Raw genomic sequence first — 26,386 nt, forward strand, 5'->3', positions numbered from 1 at the left:
ATTTCATCAATATGCTTATCGGACATAGTATGCAGTTTTCAAAGATCAAACATCTTGTCTTTGGTTAACTTCATCTAGCACAACAGGTTAATTTAAGCGGTTCCGCTGAATCCCGGCGGCGACTCGCTGCAATGCTTGTTCACTGGAAACTAGTCACCCCTTGATGCCATTGGCTGAGGTGAACGACAGTAAGAAAGATTTGCGGAATCCTCCGCCGGGTATCCCTTGATTAAATCCCCAAAGCCATTTTCAACACTTTTTCGCCGTCCATCATTCCATAGTCGATGCTGTCAATGACCGCCACTTTGATTCCCTGCGGTTCATAAGTCTCTTTAAACTTTTTGGCCATGAAACTCACCTGGGGGCCGAGCAGCAGTACATCGGTATCCTTTTCATACTCCTTGAACTTACTCTCGGCGATGGCCCGTATCTCCGCCTCAACTCCCAGTTTGACCATGGCGCTCTTCATCTTGTCAACCAATAGACTGGTCGACATGCCCACTGCGCAGATTAAGGTTATTTTCGTCATCCTACTTCCTCCTTTGATTGAATTAAAATGATTTACCGGCCGATCGTTTCATACATATCGATCATCTCCAGTGCCAAGTCTTTGACGGTCATCGCATTCATCAAATGGTCCTGGGCATGAACCATCAGCAGGGTAACTTCCCGATGGTTCCCGGCCGCCTCATCCTGAATGAGTTGCGCCTGAACTTCATGAGCCTTGGCCAGATCCTCGCCAGCCTTTTCGAGCAAGGCTCTGGCTTCGCCGATCTGGCCCGTCTTCGCTAAATGAATCGCCTCCATCGATTTGCTGCGGGCATTCCCCCCATTGATAATGAGCTGCATCACGATCGCCTGATAATCCATGGTAAACATCCTTTCTTGCATCCTCTGCGTATCGGAGGGTCTGTTTCATCAATAAGTTATAAAGCAAAAACCATGCCAAAACACTTCACCAAGATGGGACAAAAAAAGAAAGAGCCATAGAAAACGGCTCTTCGTCACACGATACAACACGATTCAGCTTGTGAATAACATTCGTAAACGGAATGGAAGCGTTCCTGCCGGCATAGATACCGGACCCTGATCTTATTTCCGCTGCGGCGAAAAAAGATGTTCCGGATTTACGATAATCGATGCCGCATTGGGGTCGGAATCATCGCCGTGGACCACCATCTTGAGCCCGGTTGGGCGGAGTGAAGGCACCAGAGCGGCTTCGCCTTGATCGACTAATTTCTGGGCGGCCGCTTGCAGATAGTCTAAATACTGGGGAGCTACCGCTTTTTGATTATGCCCCGTCAGAAGCAGGTCGTATTTCCCGTCAATTTTGGCCCGAACCGTCTTCAGCGTCGCCAGATACTCATCAATATACGGACAGCCGGCCAAATGCAACCATAAACCGCCCCGCGCCGATTGGGTGCCCACGGCGTCACCGGTAAATAACAGTCTGTTTGTCTCATCGAGCAATACGATGCTACCGGGCGTATGTCCCGGGAATGAAAGAACCTTCAGCGCCCTGCCGCCTAAGTCCATTACGTCTCCTTCGTTGATATCGATGTATCGGGATGGATCTACGTTCGAGATACTGACCGCTACCGCATCATCTTTTCGGGACAGATAGACTTGGTGGAATTGATCGGCCTGACCAACATGATCGGGATGGCCATGGGTGAGAACGACTGCGACCGGCAGACCTCCCGCCAGTCTGCCGACATATTCCCGCAGATTGCCGCCGCCCATTCCGGTATCGATCAATAAAGCTTTTTGGGTCCCCTTCATAAAATACATGTTGTCGCCGGAATAATCGCGGATCATGATAACTCCGGGGAGCGTTTCGACCGCCTGATACTTGGTTTTATCAGCTTTACCGGCGCTCCATAGGTTGGAAAGGCTATAATCCAGCGTCGCCGAGCCGTATTCGGCCACCACTCCCATGCCGTCGCCGCCATCCGGATACGGTTTTGCCACCACTTCGCCATGGAGCGTTTTCTCTACCAAAATCCGCATATCCGTAACATATTGAAGCGTGATTGGCGTTTTCTCCTGCCATTGATGACCCACCAGATAGGTTAAATGCTTGAAGCCTTTCAATTTGGCTTCCAATTTCCGCAAGCTCACCCAATATTGGTCCAAAGGCAGCGTGCCCGGAATATGCATCCAGACGTTGGATCCCGAACCGATGGCGTCGCCGGTGGCGAGCAATTGATCTTTCGCATCGAGCAGCGCTATCGAACCGGGGGTATGCCCGGGGATCGCAATGACTTCAAATGCCTTCCCCCCCAGATCAATGGTATCCCCCGCCTGAATATTCACAAACCGCGCCGGATCGGTCTTGATGCCGAACAAACCGAACAGCGCAACATCTTTCTGCGCCATATATACCTTGTCGAACTGATTCGCTTGCCCCACATGATCGGGATGGCCGTGGGTGAGCACCACTTCTACCGGCAGCTTCGTCAGCGTTCGAACATAACCGGCCAGATCTCCCGTACCCATGCCAGTATCAATCAATAACGCCTTATCCTTGCCCTCAACCAGGTACATGCTAGCGGAACCAAATCCGCCCCGGAAGTCGTCAATCCGCCAGAGGCCCGGTTGAAGCAGGGTCGACTTATATTGGGCCGTTTTCGTCTGCGCAAACATCCAGTCGATGGCCGCTTGATTTCCATAGGCGGGAACCCACGAAAAATGGGCATTCGGAGCCAAAGGGGGCGCTACGTAGCCCGGTTCATATTGGGTGTATTGAACGACGGTACTCCCGGCCGCTTTCAGGGCCGCCACCATATCCCGCGATCCCATCCCGCGGGTCGGACCGATGGCGAGCGGTCCCGAAACCGGAACGGCCGGATCATCGGCTGCGTGAAACGCCCAGATCGGCATGTCTTTCAGCGCGGCGACATTGGCGGGGTCTCCGCCGCCGCAGACCGGCATGGCCGCGGCAAAGACATCCGGATTATTCTGGATAATTTTCCAGGTTCCAAATCCGCCCATCGATAAACCGGTGATATAGATGCGGCCAAAATCGATGGCATAGCTATGCTGAATATCGTCGAGCATTTTGAGAACCAGATGATAGTTGGTGTCATCGGTCCAATAACCGGTCGGCGGACATTGCGGCGCTGCTACGTAGCATGGATTCTTCCGTTGATTCTCCGGCGAGGCCCAGACCAGAGCGCCTTGATAGCCCAGCAATTGCAACGCATTGTCAGCGCCGCGTTCTCCCACGCCATGCAAAAAGATGACCAGCGGAAATCTTTTATCCTTTTCAGCGGCGGCGGGAAGGAACAAGCGATAATTTAACGTATTCCCATCGTTGTCTTTCGTGGCCAGCTTTTTGAAGTCATCGACGATCGGTGTTCGCTCTTTCCCGCTTTTCAGCTTTACGGCAGACGCCGGGTATTTCATTCCATTGGCTGCGATGATCTCCTTCACTTGGGTCACCTCGTAGTTCAGAGCATATCGGGTCGCCAGCCGCGCTTGGGGATCGTAAGTCATCGTCCCGGCAATGGCATCCTTAGGGTCCATCTCAATGATCACGTATTGGCCGCGTTTGCCCTTCGCGTCCCTGGCGGGAACATCATTGGGGTAAACTCTGGTAATGGTCCGCGCCGCGGTTTTATCGCCCACCGTAGCATTCACCGTATAAGTTGCGGCCGCTACGCCGGATTCTTCAATTGCCGTCCCATATTCGACAGCCAGCGCCGCCGCCACTTCCCCGGTGGGCAATACCTCGGTGATTAAAATAACGGAACTCGCCGCCTGGGCAAATGCTCGGGGTCCAATTGACGCGAGTACGGCGACCAATATAAAAAACCCAATGACGATACAATACCGTTTCATTGTTCGCACTCAACCTCCATTCCATATTTTCGTTCGACCCGGTAACCGGTTTACGGAACTCACCTTAATTTATATGACCTCATTCACTATTCATTGCTTAAATCCGCACCATTGGTGGCAATGACTTTTCGATACCAGTCAAATGATTTCTTTTTGATCCGGCGTAGATCTTTCAGATCAAATTCATCCCGGTTCACATAGACAAAGCCGTACCGTTTGGTGCAACCTTGGTAGGTACTCACCAAATCCATCGCCGACCATGGCGAATAACCCAGCAAGCGAACACCTTCGTGCAATGCAACCTGGCATTCGGCGATATGCGCCCGGAGATACTCAATCCGGTAGTCATCGTTGACCTTCCCGTTTTCTAGCGTATCCGGAACGCCGCAGCCGTTTTCCGTAATCAGCAAGGGCAATCGATAGCGTTCCCACAATTGGCGCAACGTCGCATGCAACCCGACCGGATCGATCGCCATCTGCAGGGATGTTTCCTTGACATATTGGTTTTTGACGCCCATGGCGATTCCGGGAGCTGATGACAGGGCGGTCATAAAGGCCCTCCGCTTGGCCGGCCCTTCCGGCTCATTTTCGAATTTCGGCCCCTCCGCATCGAGCGGCAGATAACGCACTGTGGTTGTTCCGTAATAGTTGAAGGCGATAAAATCCGGTTTGGCGTTTTGCAGCAATTCCATATCGCCCGCTTCAATAGCCGGAGCGCACTGATGGTCGAGAAACCACTGCCATAACGCTTCCGGGTATGCTCCCAGGCAGGCCACGTCCAAATACAGGCGGTTCCGCAATTGATCAAAATCCATCGCCGCCAGTACATCCCGGGGAGCGCTGGTTTCCGGGTACACCGCGACGATATTGGGCGCCGGTCCGATTTTCCCTCCCGGCACCAGTTCATGGCAGGATTGCACCGCTTTGGCCTGGGCTAAAAACATGGTATGGCAAATATCGTACTTCTCCTTGGCCGGCAACCGTTTTCGGCCGTCGCCGAGATAGACTTCATACAGAATCATCATATTCTGCTCATTGATGGTCAGCCAGTGTTTGACGCGGTCGCCGAAATGGTGAAACACGGTGCGGCAGTACCGATCGAAATCATCGATGATCCGGCGACTGCGCCAACCGCCGTACGCTTTCTCCAAAGCCAGCGGCAGGTCAAAATGGTATAGCGTGACCACCGGTATAATGCCGTGCCGAATCAGCTCATTGATCAAATGATCGTAGAATTGCAATCCTTTTTCGTTGGGCACCGGGTCATTGCCGTTGGGGAAGATGCGGGTCCAGGCGATGGAGAACCGGTATGCCTTGAGTCCCAGCTCCGCTAATAAGGCCACATCTTCCCGATAACGGTGATAATGATCGCTGGCGATCTTAAAATCGGTCGTTCCTTCGGGAATGGCTTTCACATCGGCGACCGACAGACCTTTGCCATCCTCGGCGTAGGCTCCTTCAAACTGAAACGCCGAAGTGGATGCCCCCCACCAGAAATCCTTGGGAAACGGTTTTACATTTTTAAAATCCATCAAACTCCCACCCTTTCTGACCAGTTTCCTTCCAAAACATTCCCGAAATAAACAATGGCACGCCTCCTGCTCCTCATGCTATTGAAGAAGCAAGAAACATGCCAAAACACTTCACAAATCGACCGCCGGTTGCTACGGCAAGTGATAATACTTGAAAATCGGATGAATAATCGGTAAACTTGTTTTATATGCAACGATCATGCTTGAAAAAAATAACGGGCCGGCGCGTTTTTTCATTCAACGCATCCGTTCAGCAAAATCGTTGCCGCGATAAGCGATCACCTGGCTTCTATATATGTCGCACTAAAAGCGTTGTGATAAACCCTGTCCGAAGGCCAGGGTGAACACAAAAGCTCAGAGAAGCAAGTGATAAAGTCGATTTTTTATCCTTTGAAAGAGTGATTTCCGAATTTGAGGACTTTATCACATGGCTTCTAAATATTCCGAACAAAAAACTTTGCGACATATTTTCCTTGCTGGATAAGATGAAATAAATTCCACTCTTTACCCTTTTCCAGCCATGCTTTAAGGCTGGAAAAGCTGGTTCGGATTATTTAATTCATCTTATATATACAAGTTCAAGGAGAAGGATTGAACCGTCTGGGAAGCTCAACATCTTCCAGCGATGCGATGGAGGGAATCCGCATGAGCCGAATCGACACCGTCTATGAAAAGCTGAAAGAGCTTAGTCAAGAAGCCGGCGTAACTACCAATGATCTGGCGGATGCGCTCGGGCTCAGCCGGGCCAATGTCAGCAGCGACCTGAATCAACTGTGCGAAGACGGCAAAGCGGCCAAAGAAGGGGTCCGGCCAGTATTGTACCGCGCCGTGGCCAGCCGGGAAACCGCAACCGAAGCCGGGCCGACGGCGCTGGATCGCCTGGCGCTGAAGAATCCCAGTCTTTTTCCAGCGGTTGAACAAGCCAAAGCGGCGGTCCTCTATCCTCCCAAGGGGATGCCCATCTTGATCCTGGGCGAAACCGGCACCGGAAAGTCCATGTTCGCCGGGCTGATCCATCAATACGCCGTGGAGATGGGACGAATGGCCGAGAATTCGCCCTTCGTCGTCTTTAACTGCGCCGACTATGCCAACAATCCCCAACTGCTGCTCAGTCAATTATTCGGCGTCAAAAAAGGCGCCTATACCGGAGCCGATTCCGATAAGCCCGGCTTAGTCGAAAAAGCGGACGGCGGCATTCTCTTTCTGGATGAAGTCCACCGGCTCCCGCCGGAAGGGCAAGAGATGTTTTTTACCTTTATGGATACCGGCGCCTATCGGAAGCTCGGCGAAACCGATGCCGGGCGGACAGCCAAGGTTCTCATCATCTGCGCCACCACTGAAAATCCGGACTCCGCCCTGCTGAAAACCTTCACCCGCAGAATTCCGATGATCATCCGGATGCCCAATCTAAGCGACAGGAACATGGAGGAACGATTTCACCTGATCAGCCAATTTCTGCGGGAGGAATCCTCCCGCCTCGGCAGGCCCATTTCAGTCTCGATCAATTCGATGAAATCTTTCCTGAGTTACCATTGTCCCCATAACGTCGGTCAATTGAAAACCGATATCCAGCTGGCCTGCGCCAAAGCCTATGCCGAGCTGGTATCCAATAAAAAGGAAACGATTAAAATCAACAGCATCGATCTTCCCGCTTATATCCGGGAAGGTTTGTACCGGGAGACGGAACACCGCCAATTATGGAACAAGCTTATCGGGATCAATAAAAGGTATTGCATCTTTGACAGCAGCGAGGAGCAGATCCTCTTTGAGGAAGAAGAAGAGAACATCTATGACATGATCGATCTCCGGGTGCATGAGCTGAAAAGCAAGGGCATCAGCGATGCGCAGCTGGAACAGGAGATGGCGAAGGATATCGAGGAATACTTCTCCAGCTATCTGCGGAGCGTCAATTCCAATCCCAGTTTCGCTAATCTTGAAAGCATCGTCAGTCCCGAGATTATTCGCGTGGTCGAAGAGATCATCCGCTTTAGTGAGGAAAAGCTGTCAAAGACCTTTAGCCAAAAAGTCCCTTACGGCATGGCGGTCCACATCGCCAACTCCATCGAGCGCATCAAGCGGCACAAGCGAATCGTCCATCCCCAATTGAACAGGATCCGGACCGAATTCCCCGAGGAATTCTCCACTGCAGTGGATTGCCTGAAAATCATCAACCGCGTGCTGGATATCACCATGCCGATCGACGAAGCCGGATTCCTGGCGATGTTCTTTGTCTATCATGAAGGCAGCGTCCGAGAGCCGCGGCGTCGGGTCAAGGTCATTATTATCGCCCATGGCGCCTCCACCGCGACTTCGATGGCGGAAACCGCCAACAGCCTGCTGGGAGTGGACTATGCCTTTGGCATGAATCTGCCGCTGGATGAGCAGCCGCAACAAGTCATCTCCAGATTAAAAAATCATCTGAAAGAATCCGCGCTCCCATTGGATATCCTGTTCCTGGTCGACATGGGGTCTTTGACCAATGTCGGCGAAGAAATCGAAAGAGAGTTCGGCATCCGGACCAAGACTATCCCTCTGGTCAGCACCTTGCACGGGATCGAGGCCACCCGTAAGGCGATGATGGGATATTCCCTGGACGAAATATACCAAGACACCTTGCAGGTCAATGACCTTTTAAATCCGGACCATTCATTGGCGCTCCAGGCAATGGAATCGGCCAGCCCCGAGACCATGGCCATCGTCACCCTCTGTACTACGGGTGAAGGCGGAGCCGGACTCCTCAAAAGCATCCTGGAAAAACATTTGCGATTGGGCGATTATCCTATGGAAGTGCTTCCCCTCAGCCTCGCCGGGAATGAGGGCATCGGCGCCAAGCTTGAGAATCTGCAGAAACGGTACCGGATCATCTGTCTGGTCGGCTCGTTTCAGGTCGCCAGCGACCTGCCCCAATTCGGCATCGCTGCGGTGCTAAATCAAAGCGCGCTGCCGGACATTCAAAAGCTGGTCGATATCGAAACGACTTACCGGACCATCGGCGATACCCTGGAAAACCATCTCAAGCACGTCAATGGCCGGTACGCCATGAAAGGAATCAAGCAGTTCATCGACAGCATCGAGAACCGTCTGCGCGTCAAGATCGACACCAGCGTACTGATCGGCATCGCCATCCACATCGGCTGCATGATCGATCGCTTGAAAGGCGGCGGAAAGATCGACCATTTCGAGGGGAAAGCGCGCTTTATCGAGGAAAACTGCGAGCTTTACCAAGTGATCAAGGGGAACTGCGAGATGCTAAATCAAAAATTTCAGATTCACATCTCCGATGACGAGGTCTGCAACCTGATGATCTTCTTTAACCCTAAAAATTATTCATGACATTCGAGGCTCAACCGTTCACCCCAGGTTCACTCCAATAAGGCGGCCGATCCCGAAAGTGATCGCCGCGGTGGCCAGCCCGAACAGTACCTGCCGCAATCCGGAGAGCAGCGGATGCTTGCCGGTCATCACGGTGATGAAGGCGCCCAGCGCGAAGAGTCCCGCGGCGCTGCAGACGGCACTGACCAGAATCCCGGCCACGCCCGTGAAGAAGAGATAAGGAAGCACCGGAATGATCGCCCCGACCGCGAAGAGCAGAAAGGAAGTGATCGCCGCTTCCCAGGCCGAACCGCCCAGCTCCGCCGGGTCGATTGCTAACTCCTCCCGGGCCAGCGTGTCCAGGGCGGTGGCGGGATCGGAGACCAGCCTGCCCGCCAATTGCCGGGCGGTCGCCTCTTCGATCCCCTTGGCTTGATAGATCAGGGTCAGCTCCTCGACTTCTTCTTCGGGAACCTCCTCAAGCTCCCGTTCCTCGATCTCCAATTGATGCTGGTACAGCTCACGCGAGCTCTGCACCGAAAGCCACTCGCCCAGGGCCATCGAGAGCGCGCCGGCCAGCATGCCCGCCACGCCGGTAATGAGAATGCTGCGGCCCGGCACGCCGGCGCCGGCCACCCCCATCACCAGGTTGAAGACGGAAAGCAACCCGTCGTTGGCCCCCAGCACCGCCGCGCGGAGCGCATTGCCGCCGGTGGCGCGGTGGCGTCCCTCGAAGCGGGCCAGCTCGCTCCCTTGCATGCCTTGGGTGGTCCGGGCCAGCTGGCCGAAGATCCGGGCGTGGGAACGTTCCTCGGCCGGCATGTTCGCGGCTTCGGCGTCGGCCTGTCCGTTGTAGCCGCCAGCCGCGGTCCGCTCCAGCGAGGCGATGGCCGGCAGGACAAAGGCCGGACCCATCCGGCCGGCCAGCCAGCCGAAGACCCGGGTGCGCCAGCCCGCCTTGAATCCGGGGACTTCCCGCCCGGCGGCGCGGAGCTTCCCCTCCCAAAAGGCGGCGTGCTTCTGCTCGGTCGCCACCAGCCGCCGGTAGATGTCGGCCAGGTCGGGATTGGGCTCGGCGGCGGCCAGCCGCTCATACAGCGCGATCGCCTCCCGTTCCGCCTGCAAGTTTTCCCGGTAGCGCCGGACTTCCGTATCGGATACCATGGCAGTCGCTCCTCAAAATAAAATTTCTGATTTCGAAATGATCTTACAATATTTTGCGGATCTTCACAACGAAAAGCCCGAACGAAATCAATAAGCGATCCGCCGCGCGGCAGTGAACGGGGATGAAGCGCCGCCCCCGGCACGGAACCGCGACGGCAAAGACACCGGCCAAACGCGCCGGTGTCTTCGAAGTGCCCATGGATTGCCATTCCTGTTTCAAAAGGAGGGCCCCGGATCAGTCGTGCCGGAGCGCCTCAATCGGATTCAACCCGCTCGCCTTGTAGGCGGGATACACGCCGAAAAACAATCCGACCAGCACCGAGAAGGTGAAGGCCACCAGGACCGCGCTGAGCGAGATCGTGATCGCCCAACCGATGATCTTCCCGACCAATAGAGCCAGGGCGCCGCCGGTGACGATGCCGATGATCCCGCCGACCAGGCTCAACGTGACCGCCTCGATCAGGAAGAGCACCAGAATCTGCTCGGGCTGGGCGCCGATGGCCTTGCGGATCCCGATCTCGCGGATCCGTTCGGTCACCGAAACCAGCATGATATTCATGATGCCGATCCCCCCGACCACCAGGGAGACGGCGGCGATCCCCGCCAGCAGCATGGTCATGATCTGCGTCATATCCTGGGCGGTTGCCAGAATCTCGGCCATATTGTTGATGGAGAAATCGTCCTCGTCGTCGAACTCCTCCAGCAAAGCCTTTTTGATCTGCTCCGAGACGATGGGAATATCGTCGGCGCTGCGCACCTGGATGCTGATCTCGCTCAGATTGCGGTTGCCGAAGATCCGCTCCTGGGCGGTGGTCAGCGGGATAAGCATTGCATTGTCGGCATTGCCGAAGCCGCTTTGGCCCTTGGAGGTCAGGACGCCTACCACTTGCAAGCGGACCCCGGCGACTTTCAGCTCCTCGCCGATGGGATTGGCCCCCGGGAACAACTGTTCCGCGAGATAGGAGCCGATCACCGCCACCCGGGCCGCGCCGGAAACGTCCTCCTCATTCAGGAAGCGGCCGTAAGCGACCTGGTAATTGCGGACCCGGGCATAGGCGGGCGTGACGCCGCTGATCGAAGTCTGCAGGCTGTTACCTCCGGCCTCGGCCAGTTTCGAGCCCCGGGCCGCCGGCGCCAGCTCCTCGATATAGTCGGACGATTCCCGGACCAGGGGCACGATGCTGTTGGTAATCTCGGAGGAGCTGTCCCGCCCCGACGTCACAATGAGCAGATTGGAACCGATCGCCGCGATCCGGTCGGTGATCTGCCGCTTGGCCCCTTCACCCAGGGAAACCATAGCGATGACCGCGCCGACCCCGATGATGATCCCCAGCATGGTCAGGAAGGAACGCGCCCTGTTGTTGAGCAGGTTCTTCATGGCCATCATCATATTTTCGCCGATCTTCACGCGGAAGCCACCTCCTTCTCCGCCCGTTTGGGCCGGATCACCTCGTCGGCGACCACCTGGCCGTCGCGAAAACGGATGACTCTTTGAGTGTACTCGGCGATGTCGGGCTCATGCGTCACCAGAACCACGGTGATCCCGCTCCGGTGCAGCTCCTGGAAGAGCGCCATCACCTCGACGCTGGAATGCGAGTCCAGATTGCCGGTGGGCTCGTCGGCCAGGATCAGGCGCGGGTTATTCACCAACGCCCGGGCGATCGCCACCCGCTGCTGCTGGCCGCCGGAGAGCTCCTTGGGCCGGTGCCGCACCCGGTGGGCCAGGTCCACCCGGTCCAGGGCCTGCTGCGCCATTTCCGCCCGCCGCTGCGCCGGAACCCCGGCATACACCAGCGGCAATTCCACGTTTTGCAACGCGGTCAGCTTCGGCAGCAGATTAAAGGATTGGAAGACGAAGCCGAGCTCTCGGTTGCGAATCGTCGCCAATTCCCGCTGGGTCCGTTCGGCCACCTCCTGTCCGTTCAACCGGTAGGAGCCCGACGTGGGCTGGTCGAGGCAGCCCAAGACATTCATAAAGGTCGATTTGCCCGACCCCGACGGTCCCATGATCGCGACCATCTCCCCTCTGGCGATGGTCAGCGAGACGTCGTTCAGGGCCTTGACTTCGATATCGCCGTCATGATAGATTTTTTTGATATGATTCAGCTCCAGCATGATCTATCGCCCCCCGAACGGCCCCATGCCGCGCTTGCCCGTTCCCGCCCCGGGATTGGCCGCCAGCACGGTCGGTTTCGGCACCGCCACGACGTCGCCCGCCTTGAGGCCCGATTTGACCTCCCAATACTTGCCGCTCTTCAGGCCCAATTCCACGGCGACCTGGACCACCCGGCCCTGCCGCCGCACCTTCACCAGATCCCGGCCGTTCTGGCGGGTCACTCCCGCCGCCGGCACCGCCAGCGCGTCCGGCAGCTCATGGGCCAGGACCGTCACATCCGCCATCATCCCCGGCATCAGGCCCCGGGTCGCGCCGTCCAGTCGGATCCGCACCGGGAAATCAATGATATCGCTGGCCGCCTGGCCTCCGGCGACGTTGCCGGCCTCCCGCCCCTGGGTGCTGATCTCCGTGACTACCCCGGGGTTTTGGCTCTGGCCGTCATCCTTCCCGGTCACCAGGGCGTTCTGTCCGGTCTTCACCGCGCTGATGTCGTTCTGATCGACCTGCGCCTCCACGATCAAGCCCTCCGGCTTCATCACCGTCGCCAATAACGTCTGCGGATCGATCTTGTCGCCCTTCTGCGCCTGAATCCAGGCTACTTTGCCGCTGAAGGGAGCGCGGATGAACAACCGCTCATTGTCAGCCATGTAATAACCGTCATTCCTGGCATTCAGGGCGTCCAGCCGTTCCTGGGCCTGTTTGACCTGCTCCCGGTAGATGGCGGCCTGTTGGTAATAGTTCTCCAGCTGCAGCGCATTCTTTTCCGACAGTTGGTTCAAATAGAGCTCGGTGGCAGCCTGTCCGGCCGTCTGAGTCAGATTCACTTTGGCCTGGTTCAGGGTAGACTTGGCGTCCAGCCACTGCGACTTCAGGGTGGCCGAGTCGATCGTCACGATGATATCGCCCTGTTTCACCATGTCGCCGGCTTTGACGTGCACTTTTTCCACCGCGCCGTCGTAATCGGCATAGAGATCCTTCTTATCAAGCGCCAGAACCTTGCCGGTGGCGTCGATCCGTTCGCTGAGATCCATCCGTTTTACGGTGTGGAAATCGTATTGCTTGGCCAGATCTTGGAGGCCGTTCGATTTCGGGAGGAAGAAATAGAGCGCCAGGGCGATGACGGCAATTCCTCCGATAATCCAGGCTAATCTCTTCTTCATCAAGGACTATTCCTCATTTCAGCGTTGAATTTTTCGATTGTTTTTGAATTGGTTTTTCCGGGCCAAACGATTGGTGAAGCACACCTCTATTTCATCGAATTTCGACGCTGAAAAGTTCCGCGGCGGCGGTATGATTTCACCGGTAAATCCCGCAACGGCTTCCAGATCTGGCAACTTCATTCTAAAGCAAAAGTCGCCCCGTTAAAGCTGGAACGACCGGGTCCAAGCCTCCTTCCCCCTGCGCCGCAGTTTTTTGATTGTCATCCCCCGCAGGATTGAGTTATAATAAGCCAGACAAGCGTGAACGTTTCATCCTCCCAATATTCGCACGACGCTACGCGCTGAATCGCACCTTTGCCGAGAGCGGCCCCGGTGTAAGCCAAGGAGAATGACAATATGCAGCAACCCGATACCGCCCGGCTTTGGAGCAAAGACTTCCTGCGCGTAGCCGTACTGAACTCGCTGATCTTTCTGGCGTTCCAGATGCTTTTGCCGACCATCCCGCTGTACGTCAAGCGGTTGGGCGGCAGCGACGGCGAGGCCGGCCTGGTCATGGGGGTCTTTGCCATCTCCGCCGTGCTCATCCGGCCTTTGATCGGACAAACGATGGACCGTTACGGACGCAAAGGCATTTTCCTGGCGGGCCTGCTGCTGTTCGGAGCGTCGATCCTCGCCAATACCCTGGCGTCCTCCCTGATATTGCTGCTAATGGTGCGGTTGCTCTATGGTTTCGGCTGGGGCAGTTGCCAGACCGCCGCGACGACAGTGGCCTCCGATCTCATCCCCAAGACCCGCTTCGGTGAGGGAATCGGCTATTTCAGCCTGACCGGCACCGTCACCATGGCGCTCGGTCCGGCCCTGGGGATGTTCCTGGTAAACCGGCTCGGTTTCGGGCCGATGTTCCTCAGCGCCGCCCTCCTGGCCGGCGTAGCAGCCTGGCTGGCGCTCACCATCGCCTATCCCCGCTGCCCGGCGGTTCCGGAGCGACTCTCCCTGGTGGAGCGGACCGCCATCCCGGCCACCGCGGTCGGCTTCTTCGTGGCCATGACGTACTGCGCGGTCATCACTTTCCTGGGGCTTTACGCCACTGACCTCGGAATCGGCAATGTCGGACCGTTCTTCACCGCCTATGTCGTCGCCCTGCTGGTGACCCGGCCGTTTATCGGCCGAATCGCCGATCGTTACGGTTTTGCCGTGATCCTCGTTCCGGGACTCCTTCTCACCGGCGCGGCCATGCTCCTGCTCTACCTGGCCCGGGACCTCGGTGCGTTCCTCTGGGCGGGCCTGCTCTTCGGCCTCGGTTATGGCAGCGTCAATCCGGGGCTGACCGCCATGGCGGTCAAGGACGCCCCTTCCGAGCGGCGCGGTGCGGCCAACAGCACCTTTTTCACAGGCTTCGATCTCGGGGTGGGCCTCGGCTCCATTCTCTGGGGGGCAGTGGCCCAGATCGCCGGTTACCGGATGATGTATCTCTGGACCATCGTCCCGATCTGCCTGGCTTTGTTCTGCCTGCTCGCCCTCGGCCGCAAAGAAAGCCTCCGTCCGGCATTGGAACGGGCGGAATGAGCGGGAAGCGCCGCAAACCGTCCCAACTGAACTGGTACCCTCCAAACTCTCTCCCACCGGTACTGCACTTTTGGCCGGATCTCTGCTTTAATTAGATAAGTTGAATGGAATATTCCCCTTCATTGCGAAGGACGGAAAAAGCGGAGGAAGAACCATGTTCCGGTTCGATGGTGGCGGCGGAGAGTGCTACGCGGTGGCGGCGGCCCTGTTATGGGGGCTGAATTACGTCGTTGTCAAGCTGGTCCTGGCGGGCGTTTCGGAGGGGCAGTTTCTGTTGCTGCGCTTTACGCTGAGCCTGGCGGCGCTGGTGATCTGGTTGCGCTGGACCGGAGAAGACCTGCGTTTCCGGAAGGAACACGGCACGGCCATTCTGATCCTCGGCCTCCTCGGCGTGGGTTGCTATAACATTCTCTGGACGTACGGCATTCATCGCACCACCGCCGCCAATGCCGCCTTGCTCATCTCGACCTCGCCCATCTTCACCGGCTTGTACTCCGCCATCCGGGGCGAGGAGCGGCTGACCTCGCTGAATTGGGCTGGAATCCTGGCCGCCTTCGGCGGCATCTTCCTGATCATCCATGGCGGCGCTTCCGGCGGAGGGCTCCAAATGAACGCCGCTTATCTGTGGGGCGACTTGCTGGTTCTGGCCGGAGCGTTGCTGTTCTCACTCTATGGGATCCTCGCCAAACCCCTGCTCAACCACTATTCTCCGGTGAAACTGACTACCTTGGCCATGGGCTTCAGCCTCATCTTGCTGATCCCGTTCAGCCTGTACCAGAGTCCGATTCCAACCTGGTCGGCCTTAAGCCTCCGCGGCGGCCTCGCCATGGCCTATATCGTGCTCTGCGGGACCGTGGCGGCGTTCTCCTTTTGGTATCACGGGATTCAAAAATCCAATCCGATCCGCACCATCATCTTTCATTACCTGGTTCCGGTCACCAGCATGCTGCTGAGCCCGCTGCTTTTGGGGGAGCGTCCGGGACGCCACCTTTGCGGCGGGGCGGCCTTGGTCCTGGCGGGTCTACTCGCCTCGGGCCGGCGGAAGCGGGCGTTGGCCGCCCCGCCGGCCGACCGCTCAGCCTGAAGCGGCCAGCGCCTTCCGGAGCCGGTTGATTCCTTCGCGCAGTTCCGCCTCGCTCAAATGGGCGTATCCCAGGATGAGCTGACTCCGGTGGCGGCCCGGAATGGCGGCGTGCGCCTCCACCGGCACGGCGCCGACCCCGGACTGTTCCAGCCTTTCCAGCAAGTCCGGCGTGAACTCGACCCCCGCGAACTCGGCCACGATATGCATTCCGGCGGCCCCGCCGTGAACGGCGACTCCTTCTCCGAACGCTCCGGCCAGACAGTCCAGCAAAACATCGCGTCGCTTTTGATAGACTTTCCTCATCCGGGCGATATGCCGTTCCAATTGGCCGCTCTCGATGAAGCGCGTCAAGGTGAGTTGATTCAGGGAGTTGGAGTGATGATCGCCGAGCCGTTTCCATTCCCTGAACTGCTCCACCAGGGGGAGCGGCAGGACCAGATAGCCGAGGCGCAGCGAGGGAAAGAGCGTCTTGCTGAAAGTGCCGGCGTAGATCACCCGGTCCGGGGCCAATTCCTGCAGCGAGCTGACGGGCAGGCTCCGGAAGCGGAACTCGCTGTCATAGTCATCCTCCACCAGGTAGCAACCGGCCGTCCGGGCGAAGCGGACCAATTCCAGCCGGCGTTGGACGGGCAGGATCCCGCCCAGCGGAAATTGGTGCGACGGGGTGACGAAAATAAAGGCCGGACGGCCTCCGGCCGGCAGCCGCGCGGTGACGATTCCCTGGCCGTCCACGGGGACGGGCAGCAGCCGCGCGGTATGATAGCCGAAGATCTGCCGGACATTGCGATTGGTGGGATCCTCCAGCCAGGCCTCGCGGTCCGGCCCGAGCAGGCACTTGGCAACCAGCGTCAGCGCCTGTTTGGCGCCGGTGGTCACCAGGATCTGCTGCGGATCGCAGCGGATCCCCCGGGTCTTCTGCAGGTACGCCGCCAGGGTCTGGCGCAGCTCCGGCCGGCCCTGCGGGTAATCATAGCCCAGAGCGGTCAGGGGCGCTTCGTTCATGATCTGCAGCGCCAATCGGCCCCACTTGTAGCGGGGAAACAGCTCCAGCGCCGGCGTGCCGCTGTGAAAACAGATCGTATCCGCCGCCAGCGGCTGGCTCGCAAACGCCGTCAGCCGGTATTCCGCCATCGTCTCCGGAACGGCCGGGCAAGCCGCTCCCTCGGCCACATAGATCCCGGAACCGGGCACGCTGGCCAGATACCCTTCGGCGATCAGCATTTCATAAGCTTCGATCACCGTATTCCGGGAGATATTCAGATTCAGGGCCAACTCGCGGGTCGAAGGAAGCTTCTCGCCGGCCGGCAATCCGCCGTCCAGAATCATCCCTCGAATTTGCCGGTAGATCTGTTGGATGTAAGGGTTGCCTGCTTCCTTCCGCAGATGGATATGGACCATGCCGTCACTTCCCAGCCTGTGGATTCAACGGCGGCCTCAGCCGTTGCCGAACATGGCGTCGCAAAGAGCCGCGCCGGTCCGGGTCCTGAAATACTTCTCCCGAATGCTCCGGACTGCCGGCGGCTCCATGCCGTCTTCAAAGATATTGACCAGGAAGTCGGCTTCCACCAGGATCTGAAAGTCCAATCCGTCGATCCGGGCGTAGCTGTGGTGGTGGCCGATGAGAAATGCCAAACGCTCCCGGAAGCCGGCGGACAGCTCCATATCGGCCAACAGCTCCAGCGCCACGCCCGGCCCCAGTTCTTCCTGATAGTGGGCGGCGGCGGATTGATAGCGCAGCTCCGCCTCTTTGATCCCGATATCGTGCAACAGCGCCGCCGTCTCCAACAGGATGAGTTCGGCGTCGGGGAGGCCCTCCATGCTCCCGATATGGACCGCCAGGCTATGGACTTTCAGGGCATGATTGATCCGCCGCAGATCCTTGCCGAAATACCCGATCATTCTCCCTTTGACTTGCTCAACCGGAGCATTTTCCATGTTTTGTTCCTCCTTTATCCATGGGTTCAAGCGAAAATGCCGGAACCCATGATTGAACCAAAATTACGAGCACTACCCGTCTCCGGTATCTCGACCCGCTTTTTTGATCGTCATGGTAAATCCAGCATTTCCCGGAACTTGTCGACTACGGCCGCCCCAGCTTTGCTCCGGGCCGGTTCCGGCGGCGCGGTTAGCCATTCATCCTCGTCCGCCGCGTCAACATCTTCCACCAGCGCTTGGCCATACTCCTCCCAAACCGCATATAGCGCCCGGTAATCTCCTTCCATCAACTGGTGGCGAATTCTGGTCAACAACGCCAGGAGTGGGTCATTCGGTTCATAATCCGTACGGTCGGTTTCGCCGTCAACTTCGTCTGCCGTTTCCGCATCATCGTCCTCCATAAAGTCCCAGTCATCGTCGGAACCCAAATAGTCACCTTTCAGGCGGCAGTGAATTGCCACCACTACGCGCTCGCCATAACAGGCAATATCGATTCCCAAATCTTCTTTGCCTCTAAAATCGTACTGCTGAAGCTCGGCCTGTCGTTCAGGGGAAGCGTTAAAGGCGATCGCCAATAACCACCAATCATAGCTCTCGGAGTACATCACATCATAATAGTCGCGCATCAACGCTTCCCAACCGCCCGGGATGTCGTAGCCATCCACGTTATATACGAAACTGACCGTCCGGGGCGTCGGCCGCGCCCGGCTTGAAAGTCCGGCCACCGCCCGGCGGGCTTCCTTGCCGAGCGGTTTGTCCACCGCCGCAAACTCATAGGATGTGGAGCTATGATCGGACGCAAACCCGTTCCGAATACTAATAATCTTCACGATCAGACAACCTCCCTTTCAAAATCCAGCGCGGATAGGCATGACCGGTTTCGTCTCCGGCCTCATCAGTAACCCAGTCGGCGATCTCGTCCAGCGTGGCAAACGGAGCCCCTCCCGAAGTAAAGCCGATACTCTCCTGAATGTCGAGCAACAACTCGTGATCCGCAGCGGCATAACCATAGTAAGCAGTCAGTCTGCGTCCGGTGGAACGCGGATCGCTATTCCGCAACCCCGGGGTATCCTTCAATTCCCGGACCGCCCGTTCCTGGCCGACTCCGTAACGTTCCATGTACTGGGCGACACTGATCCCGCCATGCTTTTGGCAGTATTCTTTCAGATCCAGTTTTCGCCCTGCTTTTCCAAGCCGGGGCGGCTCCGGATAAACCGGGCCGGGACAACCGGGATCCGCGCCCCAAAAATCGTCGGCAAATACCCGGCAACCGCCGCACTGATATTTGGCTTTGCAAATGCCGCAAGCCGTCTCCTCAAACCCGCCTTTCTCCCGGAAATGGCGGTATGACCGTAACCGCGGCGACCGCGCCCAAAGCTCGCGCACCGGATCGGTCAGGATATTTCCAATCCGGCATTCGGAGTGAATGAGTTGCGAACACGGAAAGATCGAGCCGTCGGGCGTCAGCGCCAGAATGCGCTCAGCGGCCGCGCAACCCTTGATTCCGGCGGCGGAAGCCTTATCCGGCGCCAGGAATCGTTGCAGGAAGCTCAAACCGCAGTCAACCCGGATATCCAACTCCGGAAAATTACGGACCGTTTGCGCCAAAACGGTTTCAAACCGGCGTAAAGTTTGCGGGGTCGGATTTTGCTTGATCCAACGTCCGATTTCGGCCGGTGGCTTATAGCGCAGCAGAATCAGCCGGGAGATTCCGGTTTGCGCAATCAGTTCACAGATGGTCGTGAAGTTCCGGATCACCGTATTGGACAAGATCAAATTAACGCCGCAAAACAAGCCTAAATCGGCGGTGGCTTTCAGCAAATCGGATAGCCGGGAGATCTCCGTCCGCGGCGACCCCAGTAACCGTTCGTCCCTCAAGCCAAAATGCAGCGAGCGAACCTCTCCGGCCAGGCGGCGGAGTAAAGGCGGAGCGATCCGTTCCAGCCCGGTGGTGACATGGACCACCATGCCATTTTCCCGTGCCCGGGCGGCGAGTTGCGGCAAATCCTCCCGGACTAACGGCTCGCCGCCGCCCATCGCCAATTGGAAGACGCCCCAAGCCGCCAAGGTATCCAACATCTGAAAAGCGGCAGCGGTCGTCATTTCCATTTGAAACTCGCCCGGAAAGCGGGCCGTGTAACAATCCGGGCAATTGGAGGGGCACCGGTACGTCACCGCCCAATGGACCGTTTCCGGAGCGACCAGCCGTCCCGTTTCGGGCCAAACCGGCCGCGGCCCGGAAGCGTCGAGGCCTGAAGCCTGGTCGTCGCAAACCGGTATCATTTCGTCGCGTTTAACTTGACGTTGAATAACACCCCGCTGCAAAAACTGCTTCATGATGCTGGCAACTCCGGCCCGGGCAGTTTCATGATTGCCGTGAAGGACTGGAGCATTTACCGGGATCCCCTGGCGCGCCATCCATAACAAACTAAAGGCTTCCCGGTCAAGTTCCATGGTGAGACCGGTTTTCGTATCAAAGGCGATCCCCCCGAAACTTTCGCGACGTAACCGCACATTGCCGGATAGAAGATAATAATCTCCTTCGTTTAACAAATTGAGTTCCTCGTTTTTTATTGATTTGTCGTAATATTTCGATCCGTTCCGATAAATCCCTTTCGCAAACGCAAAGATAAAGAAATCGTATATCGCAACTTTCCCAATTCAGTGTAGCTTCTGAAGTCCCTTCGTTGGCGAGCGCCGTTTTTTATTCCCCGTTTGATTCCGGCTTGCCGAAGTAGGTTAAGCCAAAGAACGTCAATCCGGATCAAAAATCCGATTCCCAAGGACAAATTTCAATTTTTGATCCATGAATTTTAATTCTTCAGCCGGGAAATACGGTTCTCCTGGTGGAATTTTCAATTTTCAAGACGGAAAATTCGATTTTCGAGAGCAATATTTCAATTTCCGGAATCAAAATTCCAATTCTTTATTCCGAGATTTCAATTCTCCATCTTGAAATTTCAATTTTCCACTCCGGAAATTCTATTTTCATGATGGAAAATTCAATTATCCGCCCGACAAATTTATTTGGCTGGGCCATAATTACGATTTCGAAGATGAATTAATCATTTTTACGCCAATCTTAAATTATTCTCCCGATCGAAATGAAAATGAATGAATTCAGTTTTTTCGCTGAGCCGGCTCTTTCCCGCCGGCCCGGCGCCAATTCCACGGCTGCCGCGCCGCGCGGCGGCGGGATCAACTGTTTACCGTACTGCAATGTAACGGACCAGGACTTTGCGGTTCACCGTTGAAATGCATTACATGGGGGGAGTTGACCTTAAATGCCTGGTAAAAAGTTTAAAATACAGATTGCTTTTGCCAGGGATGGGTGGAAAAGGAGTTTAACAGATTACAAGGAGAGTGGACAGCATGAAATGGTTCAATGATTTACCCATCCGATTCAAGATCGTCATCAGTACCGGCATCCTGCTGATACTCGCTTTCGGAGCCGTCGGCCTGGTCTCGTACCGGGCGGCGCTGGACGCCATGGAGCAGAGCACCAGCTCATTGATGATGAATACCGCCAAGAACAGCGCGCACTTGGCGACCAGGGAGATCGAGACGCTGATGGCCAAGGTGGAAGGCCTGGCGGTCCGGCAAGAGATCCGCTCCATGAATTGGCCGGTCCAGTTGGCGGTGCTCCGCGCCGAGATGCAGCGGATCGGCTGCTACCGCATGGGTGTGCTCGACCTGGACGGCAACGCCCGCTATACCAGCGGCGAACCGAAGAATTTGGCGGAACGCCCCTTCTTTCAAAAGGCGCGCCAGGGGATCACCAATATCAGCGAACCCTTGACCAGCAAGAACGATCAAAAGACGGTCGTCGTGATCGCCAGCCCCATCCGCGATCAGGCCGGCCAGGTCCGCGGGGTGCTCTTCGCCACTTTTGACTGGTTTGGGGTGGGCCAGCTGATCAAGAATATCGAGGTGGCCGGCGGCCAAGGCTATGCCTTCATACTGGACCAAAACGGCACGACCATCGCCCATCCCCGGACCGAACTGGTGGTCCGGCAGGATAACAGTTTCGCAAACGTGAAGAAAGACCCCCGGCTCAAGGAGCTGGTGGCCCTGGAACAGCGCATGGTGAAGGGCGAGTCCGGGGTCGGCGGCTATCCCTATCAGGGTTCCGCCAGGCTGATGGCCTACGCCCCGCTCCCCGGGATCGGCTGGTCGCTGGCGATCACCGCGCCCAAGGCGGTCCTTTTCAAAGGAGCCTATGACCTCGGGCGGAACTTTTTGCTGATCTCGCTGACCGCGCTGGTCCTGGTGCTCGGAAGCATCTTTTGGATCACCCGGACCTATGTCAGCCGGCCCATTGCCCGGCTGTTACAGGCCGCCAAGCAACTGGCGGCGGGCGATATCCGGGTGAACGTGGCGGCCTCCTCCGGGGACGAGATCGGCGACCTGATGCACGCCTTCGACGAGATGACCGCCAACATCCGGGAACAAGCCCAGGTTGCGGGGCGGATCGCCGCTGGCGATCTGGATGTCGCCATCCGGGCCCGTTCCGACGCGGATATCCTGTCCCACAGCCTGAGCCGGATGGCCGAGTCGCTGCGCAACCTGATCGCCGAGGCCGACCGGCTGACCCATTCGGCCATCTCCGGCGATCTGCGGGCCCGGGGCGACCAAGCCCGCTTTGAAGGCGCCTACGCCGCGATCATCGCCGGGTTTAACCAAACCCTGGACGCGGTGATCCAGCCCTTGCAGATGACGGCCGGATATATCAGCCAAATCGGCCGGGGCGAGATTCCGGCCAAGATTACCGACAACTATCCCGGCGACTTCCGGCAGATCAAAGAAAGCATCAACGCCTGCATCGACGGCTTGGGCGCCCTGGTCGAAAGCAACGCGGTGCTGCAGCGGATGGCGTTGAACGACTTCACGCTGGACTTGGAAGGGGATTACCCCGGCGTCTACGGCGAGATTACTCACGCCATCCATGAGGTCCGCGAATGCCTGCTGACGATTCAAAGGGTCACCAACGCTCTGGCTCGGGGCGATTTCCACGCCTTGCCCCTACTGAAAGAGGCCGGGAAGCGCAGCGAAAATGATCAACTGCTGCCGGCGTTCGTGGCGATGATGGAAAGCGTGCAAGGACTGATCCACGAGTCGTTGCGCCTGTCCGAGGCGGCGGTCGCCGGAAAGCTGGAGGCGCGCGGCGACGCGGCGCAATTTGCCGGCGACTACGGCCGGGTGATCGCGGGTTTTAACCAAACCCTGGATGCAATCGTCGCTCCTTTGCAAGACGCCATGAAGGTGCTCCAGAAGATGGGCGTCAACGATTTCTCGCTGGAGATGGATCGGGAGCAGTACCAGGGAATGCTGCGCCAGTTTGCGGCGGAGATCAATGCTGTCCGCGACCGGCTGCTCAGTTTGCAGGATATCGCCGTCCGGGTGGCCGGCGGCGACACCTCCCGCCTGGCGGAGTTCCGGGAGATCGGCAAACGCTCCGAACATGATCAGCTGCTGCCCGCTTTCACCGCCATGATGCAGAGCATTCAGAACCTGATCGACGAGGTGAACCGGCTGTCCGGCGCCGCACTGGCCGGCGACTTGACGGTCCGCGGCGATGCCGGACGTTTCGCCGGCGGCTACCAAAAGATCGTAACCGGATTCAACCAGACGCTGGATGCCGTTCTGGCGCCCATCGCCGAGGCCTCCGGCGTCTTGCAGCAGATCGCCGAGGGAAACCTGGATACCGGGGTGACCGGAGCCTATCAGGGGGATCATGCCCGGATCGCCCGGGCCGTGAACCACACCCTGTCCTCCTTCAACCAGGTGCTGCTGGAGTTGGATCGCGCCGCGGCGCAAGTGGCCATCGGCGCCGAACACATCTCCGACTCCAGCCAGGTTCTCTCCCAGGCCGCCACCGAACAGGCCAGCACCGTCCAGGAGATTACCGCCTCGATGACCGAGATCGCCGCCCAAACCCGTCAAAATGCCGTCAACGCCGGCCAGGCCAACCAGCTTTCGGGGGCCGCCCAAGAGCAGGCCGCCCTGGGCAACGACCGGATGCAGCAGATGCTGGCGGCGATGGCGGAGATCGCCGCGGCCTCCACCGACATCTCCAAGATCATCAAGGTCATCGATGAGATCGCTTTTCAAACCAACATCCTGGCCCTGAACGCGGCAGTCGAGGCGGCCCGCGCCGGCCAGCACGGCAAGGGTTTCGCGGTGGTGGCCGAGGAAGTCCGCAACTTGGCGGCGCGCAGCGCCACCGCTGCCAAAGAGACCACCGCGCTGATCGAGGGCTCCGTCCGGAAGGTGGCGGCGGGAACCGCAATCGCCAATGAGACGGCGGAGGCCCTGACCCGCATCGTCGAGGGGGTCTCCCAGACCGCCGTCCTGGTCGGAGAGATCGCCGCGGCCTCCAACGAACAGGCCACCGGCATCGCCCAGGTCAATCAGGGCCTCCATCAAGTAGCCCAGGTCACCCAGACCCATACCGCCACCACCGAGCAGAGCGCGGCGGCCAGCGAGGAGCTGGCGAGCCAGGCCGAGCGGCTGAAAGGCATGCTCCTGCGGTTCAAACTCAAAGGCAATTCCGTTCCGGCCGGGGATTCGGCTCTGGCGGACCCGGCGCGGGACGGAGCCGGTGAAACCATCCGCCCGAGCCGGCGGCCAGTCGCGGCGGCCGGCGGGGATCAGCCCCTTCCGAATCCGCTGGACTTCGGGAAGTACTGAGCGGCGTTTTTCGCATATCTCATCATGGTAGCAAGAGACCCTTCGCAGTAAGCGCAATGTCATCAAGCTATCGTGGAAAAATTTAGCTGGCAAAATTGAACGCCAACCGGGGCATGAATGCCCCGGTTGGCCCGCATATCGTCTACATCGTAGGCACCGTTGAAACCAAATTCCAAGATATGTAATCATCGCTTGACGACATTGCGCTTACCGCGAAGGGTCTCTCGGCTTGAGCGCGATCCCAAGCGGCGTTCCGGTCGGCCGGCCGCCTTATTGGAGATCGGCCATAATCTTTCCGATATGTTCCAGGCTCTGGCGGGCGGCGCTCTCCGCCGCCGGCCGCGGCAGGCACTCCACGCCCATGAAGCCCTGATAGCCCGCTTCCTTCAGGCTCGCCACGATCCGCCCGAAATCCAAGTGGCCCATTCCCGGCGGCCAGCGGTTGCTGTCGGCGAAATGAATATGCGCCAAATACGGCGCGGAGGTTTTGATCGCCGCCGCGATGTCGGACTCCTCGATATTCATATGAAACGTATCCAGGTGCAGCCCCAGGGCAGGCGAGCCGATGCTCTGGATGAAAGCCACGGTATCGGCGGCTGAATTCAGAAAATTGCTTTCATAGCGGTTAATCGCCTCCAGGGTCAGCGTCACGCCGGATTGGGCCGCATAGGATGCGCACTCGCTCAGGCAGGCGACGATCCGTTCCCGGGTGGCCGCGGTCTGGCCGGGGTCGGCCGGCAGGTTGCCTTTGATGGTGCCGATAATGACCTTGGTTCCCAGTTGGGCCGCAAAATCGATCTGATCCCGGATCCGTTGCACCGCCATGGCGCGGATTCCCGGATCGGGGTCGGAGAAACAGAGCCGTTCATCGACATACGCCTGTCCGGTGCCAATGGTCGAGACGGCCAGCCCGGTCCGGCGCAATGCCTCCCGGATCGCGGCGCGGTCGATGGCCTTGGGATCGCGGATATGCAACTCCACCGCGGCAAATCCCAGGCGGGCGGCGTGCTCAATCTCGGCCGCATACTCTCCTTGCAGCACAATCGGGGCGAACTTCGATCCCGGAGTGGAAATGGTAATGCTCAATTGCATGAAGTCGTCCTCCATTCATAAGTTACTCAGCCCGCAACCCCCGCGTCATCCCTTGACGCCTCCCTTGGTCATTCCGCCGACGATATACTTCTGCAGGAAGGAGTAGAAGACCACCGAGGGAACGCAGGCGATCAGGGCCGCGGCCATCAAGGCCGGCCAAACCACCCGGTACTCGCCGACGCTGTTGGCGATGCCCAGGGTCACCGTGGTCACCGTCTCCGAAGAGGTCAGGCACAACGCCCAGAGCAAGTCGCCCCAGGCCAGCAGGAAGGCGAAAATTCCGGTGGCCACCATCCCCGGCACCGATAAGGGCAGAATCACTACAAAGAGCGCCCCGATCTTGGTGCAACCGTCCACCAGGGCCGCTTCGTCGAGTTCCCGAGGCACGCTGTCGAAATAGCCTTTCAGCATCCAGGTGCAGAAGGGCAGGGCCACCGCGGTATAGCCCAGGGTCAGCCCGAAATGGGTATCAAAGAGGCCGAATTGATTCAAGACTTTGAAATACGGGCCGACCAGCAATACGCCGGGAATCATCTGGGTGCACAACACGATGGTCATGAACGGCTTGCGATAGGCGAACCGGAACCGGGAGACCGAGTACGCCGCCAGCCCGCCGAAGAGGGTGGAAATCAGCGCGGTCGGCCCGGCGGTCAACAGGCTATTCATGAAGTATTTCAAGAACGGCTTCATCTGCCACATATACTCAAACCCGAAAACCGTGGCCACTTTCGGCAGCAAGGTCGGGGGAATGGCCAGCGCCTCCTGCTCGGTCTTGAGCGCGGTCGACGCCATCCAGGCGACCGGGAACAAAATGAAGATGCCCACTAAAAACAGCATGAAATAGACTGAACGGGTGAACCAGACTTTTTTGGCCTTGGGTGATAACAACATC

Annotated in this window: 18 protein-coding genes; 4 read left to right on the forward strand and 14 right to left on the reverse strand. The window is 57.9% G+C overall.

The features are described from left to right. Positions 1 to 229 precede the first annotated feature (229 nt). The 4 genes from EDC14_RS23480 to EDC14_RS23495 all read right to left on the reverse strand — a co-directional run bounded on the left by EDC14_RS23480 (position 230) and on the right by EDC14_RS23495 (position 5,375). Positions 230 to 529: a PTS sugar transporter subunit IIB gene (locus EDC14_RS23480; protein WP_132017025.1), complete on the reverse strand. Its 300-nt coding sequence runs from the start codon at positions 527 to 529 to the stop codon at positions 230 to 232. Between the two features lie 32 nt (positions 530 to 561). Next, positions 562 to 870, reverse strand: coding sequence for a PTS sugar transporter subunit IIA (locus EDC14_RS23485; protein WP_132017090.1), 309 nt, complete (start codon positions 868 to 870; stop codon positions 562 to 564). Positions 871 to 1,092: 222 nt separating this feature from the next. Further along, positions 1,093 to 3,843, reverse strand: coding sequence for an MBL fold metallo-hydrolase (locus EDC14_RS23490; protein ID WP_132017027.1), 2,751 nt, complete (start codon positions 3,841 to 3,843; stop codon positions 1,093 to 1,095). 86 nt (positions 3,844 to 3,929) lie between these two features. After that, a complete protein-coding gene (locus EDC14_RS23495; protein ID WP_132017029.1) occupies positions 3,930 to 5,375 on the reverse strand; it encodes a glycoside hydrolase family 1 protein in 1,446 nt (481 codons plus the stop codon). Positions 5,376 to 6,020: 645 nt separating this feature from the next. Between EDC14_RS23495 and EDC14_RS23500 the strand changes: the two genes are divergently transcribed. After that, positions 6,021 to 8,708 carry a sigma-54-dependent transcriptional regulator gene (locus EDC14_RS23500; RefSeq protein ID WP_132017030.1) on the forward strand — a complete coding sequence of 896 codons (2,688 nt, stop codon included), beginning with the start codon at positions 6,021 to 6,023 and terminating at the stop codon, positions 8,706 to 8,708. Positions 8,709 to 8,726: 18 nt separating this feature from the next. On the opposite strand, the gene EDC14_RS23505 is transcribed toward EDC14_RS23500, so the two are convergent. The 4 genes from EDC14_RS23505 to EDC14_RS23520 form a co-directional block, all read right to left on the reverse strand. Next, positions 8,727 to 9,851: a VIT1/CCC1 transporter family protein gene (locus tag EDC14_RS23505; RefSeq protein WP_132017032.1), complete on the reverse strand. Its 1,125-nt coding sequence runs from the start codon at positions 9,849 to 9,851 to the stop codon at positions 8,727 to 8,729. 235 nt (positions 9,852 to 10,086) lie between these two features. Further along, a complete protein-coding gene (locus EDC14_RS23510) occupies positions 10,087 to 11,259 on the reverse strand; it encodes an ABC transporter permease (RefSeq protein ID WP_132017034.1) in 1,173 nt (390 codons plus the stop codon). Then, the gene (locus EDC14_RS23515; RefSeq protein ID WP_132017036.1) at positions 11,256 to 11,966 is read right to left on the reverse strand and encodes an ABC transporter ATP-binding protein; all 711 of its coding nucleotides are present in this window, start codon (positions 11,964 to 11,966) and stop codon (positions 11,256 to 11,258) included. The genes EDC14_RS23510 and EDC14_RS23515 overlap by 4 nt, the downstream gene beginning before the upstream one ends. A 3-nt stretch (positions 11,967 to 11,969) precedes the next feature. Next, on the reverse strand, positions 11,970 to 13,127 hold the full coding sequence (locus EDC14_RS23520; RefSeq protein ID WP_132017038.1) for an efflux RND transporter periplasmic adaptor subunit: 1,158 nt from the start codon (positions 13,125 to 13,127) through the stop codon (positions 11,970 to 11,972). 396 nt (positions 13,128 to 13,523) lie between these two features. Between EDC14_RS23520 and EDC14_RS23525 the strand changes: the two genes are divergently transcribed. After that, on the forward strand, positions 13,524 to 14,693 hold the full coding sequence (locus EDC14_RS23525; RefSeq protein WP_132017040.1) for an MFS transporter: 1,170 nt from the start codon (positions 13,524 to 13,526) through the stop codon (positions 14,691 to 14,693). Between the two features lie 154 nt (positions 14,694 to 14,847). Further along, positions 14,848 to 15,777 (forward strand): DMT family transporter, encoded by a 930-nt coding sequence (locus EDC14_RS23530; protein ID WP_132017042.1) that lies wholly within the window; start codon positions 14,848 to 14,850, stop codon positions 15,775 to 15,777. On the opposite strand, the gene pdxR is transcribed toward EDC14_RS23530, so the two are convergent. From pdxR to EDC14_RS23550, 4 genes are all read right to left on the reverse strand, one after another. Continuing rightward, positions 15,769 to 17,175 carry a MocR-like pyridoxine biosynthesis transcription factor PdxR gene (gene pdxR / locus EDC14_RS23535; protein ID WP_132017044.1) on the reverse strand — a complete coding sequence of 469 codons (1,407 nt, stop codon included), beginning with the start codon at positions 17,173 to 17,175 and terminating at the stop codon, positions 15,769 to 15,771. The two genes, EDC14_RS23530 and pdxR, sit on opposite strands and share 9 nt — an antisense overlap. Before the next feature lie 36 nt (positions 17,176 to 17,211). Then, positions 17,212 to 17,712: an HD domain-containing protein gene (locus tag EDC14_RS23540; RefSeq protein ID WP_132017046.1), complete on the reverse strand. Its 501-nt coding sequence runs from the start codon at positions 17,710 to 17,712 to the stop codon at positions 17,212 to 17,214. 110 nt (positions 17,713 to 17,822) lie between these two features. After that, positions 17,823 to 18,542, reverse strand: a complete 720-nt coding sequence (locus EDC14_RS23545) for a hypothetical protein (RefSeq protein ID WP_132017048.1) — start codon at positions 18,540 to 18,542, stop codon at positions 17,823 to 17,825. After that, the gene (locus tag EDC14_RS23550; RefSeq protein ID WP_132017050.1) at positions 18,529 to 20,265 is read right to left on the reverse strand and encodes a radical SAM/SPASM domain-containing protein; all 1,737 of its coding nucleotides are present in this window, start codon (positions 20,263 to 20,265) and stop codon (positions 18,529 to 18,531) included. The genes EDC14_RS23545 and EDC14_RS23550 overlap by 14 nt, the downstream gene beginning before the upstream one ends. 819 nt (positions 20,266 to 21,084) lie before the next feature. Here EDC14_RS23550 and EDC14_RS23555 point away from each other — a divergent pair. Further along, complete coding sequence (locus tag EDC14_RS23555; protein WP_132017052.1) at positions 21,085 to 24,402, forward strand: methyl-accepting chemotaxis protein; 3,318 nt, start codon at positions 21,085 to 21,087, stop codon at positions 24,400 to 24,402. Positions 24,403 to 24,672: 270 nt separating this feature from the next. Here the strand turns inward: EDC14_RS23555 and EDC14_RS23560 are convergent, their stop codons facing one another. Both EDC14_RS23560 and EDC14_RS23565 read right to left on the reverse strand, forming a co-directional pair. Further along, complete coding sequence (locus EDC14_RS23560) at positions 24,673 to 25,494, reverse strand: sugar phosphate isomerase/epimerase family protein (RefSeq protein WP_165908268.1); 822 nt, start codon at positions 25,492 to 25,494, stop codon at positions 24,673 to 24,675. 45 nt (positions 25,495 to 25,539) lie between these two features. Beyond that, positions 25,540 to 26,385, reverse strand: a complete 846-nt coding sequence (locus tag EDC14_RS23565; protein ID WP_132017056.1) for a carbohydrate ABC transporter permease — start codon at positions 26,383 to 26,385, stop codon at positions 25,540 to 25,542. Position 26,386 lies beyond the last annotated feature (1 nt).

This window comes from Hydrogenispora ethanolica (assembly GCF_004340685.1).
GTDB lineage: Bacteria > Bacillota > UBA4882 > UBA8346 > UBA8346 > Hydrogenispora > Hydrogenispora ethanolica.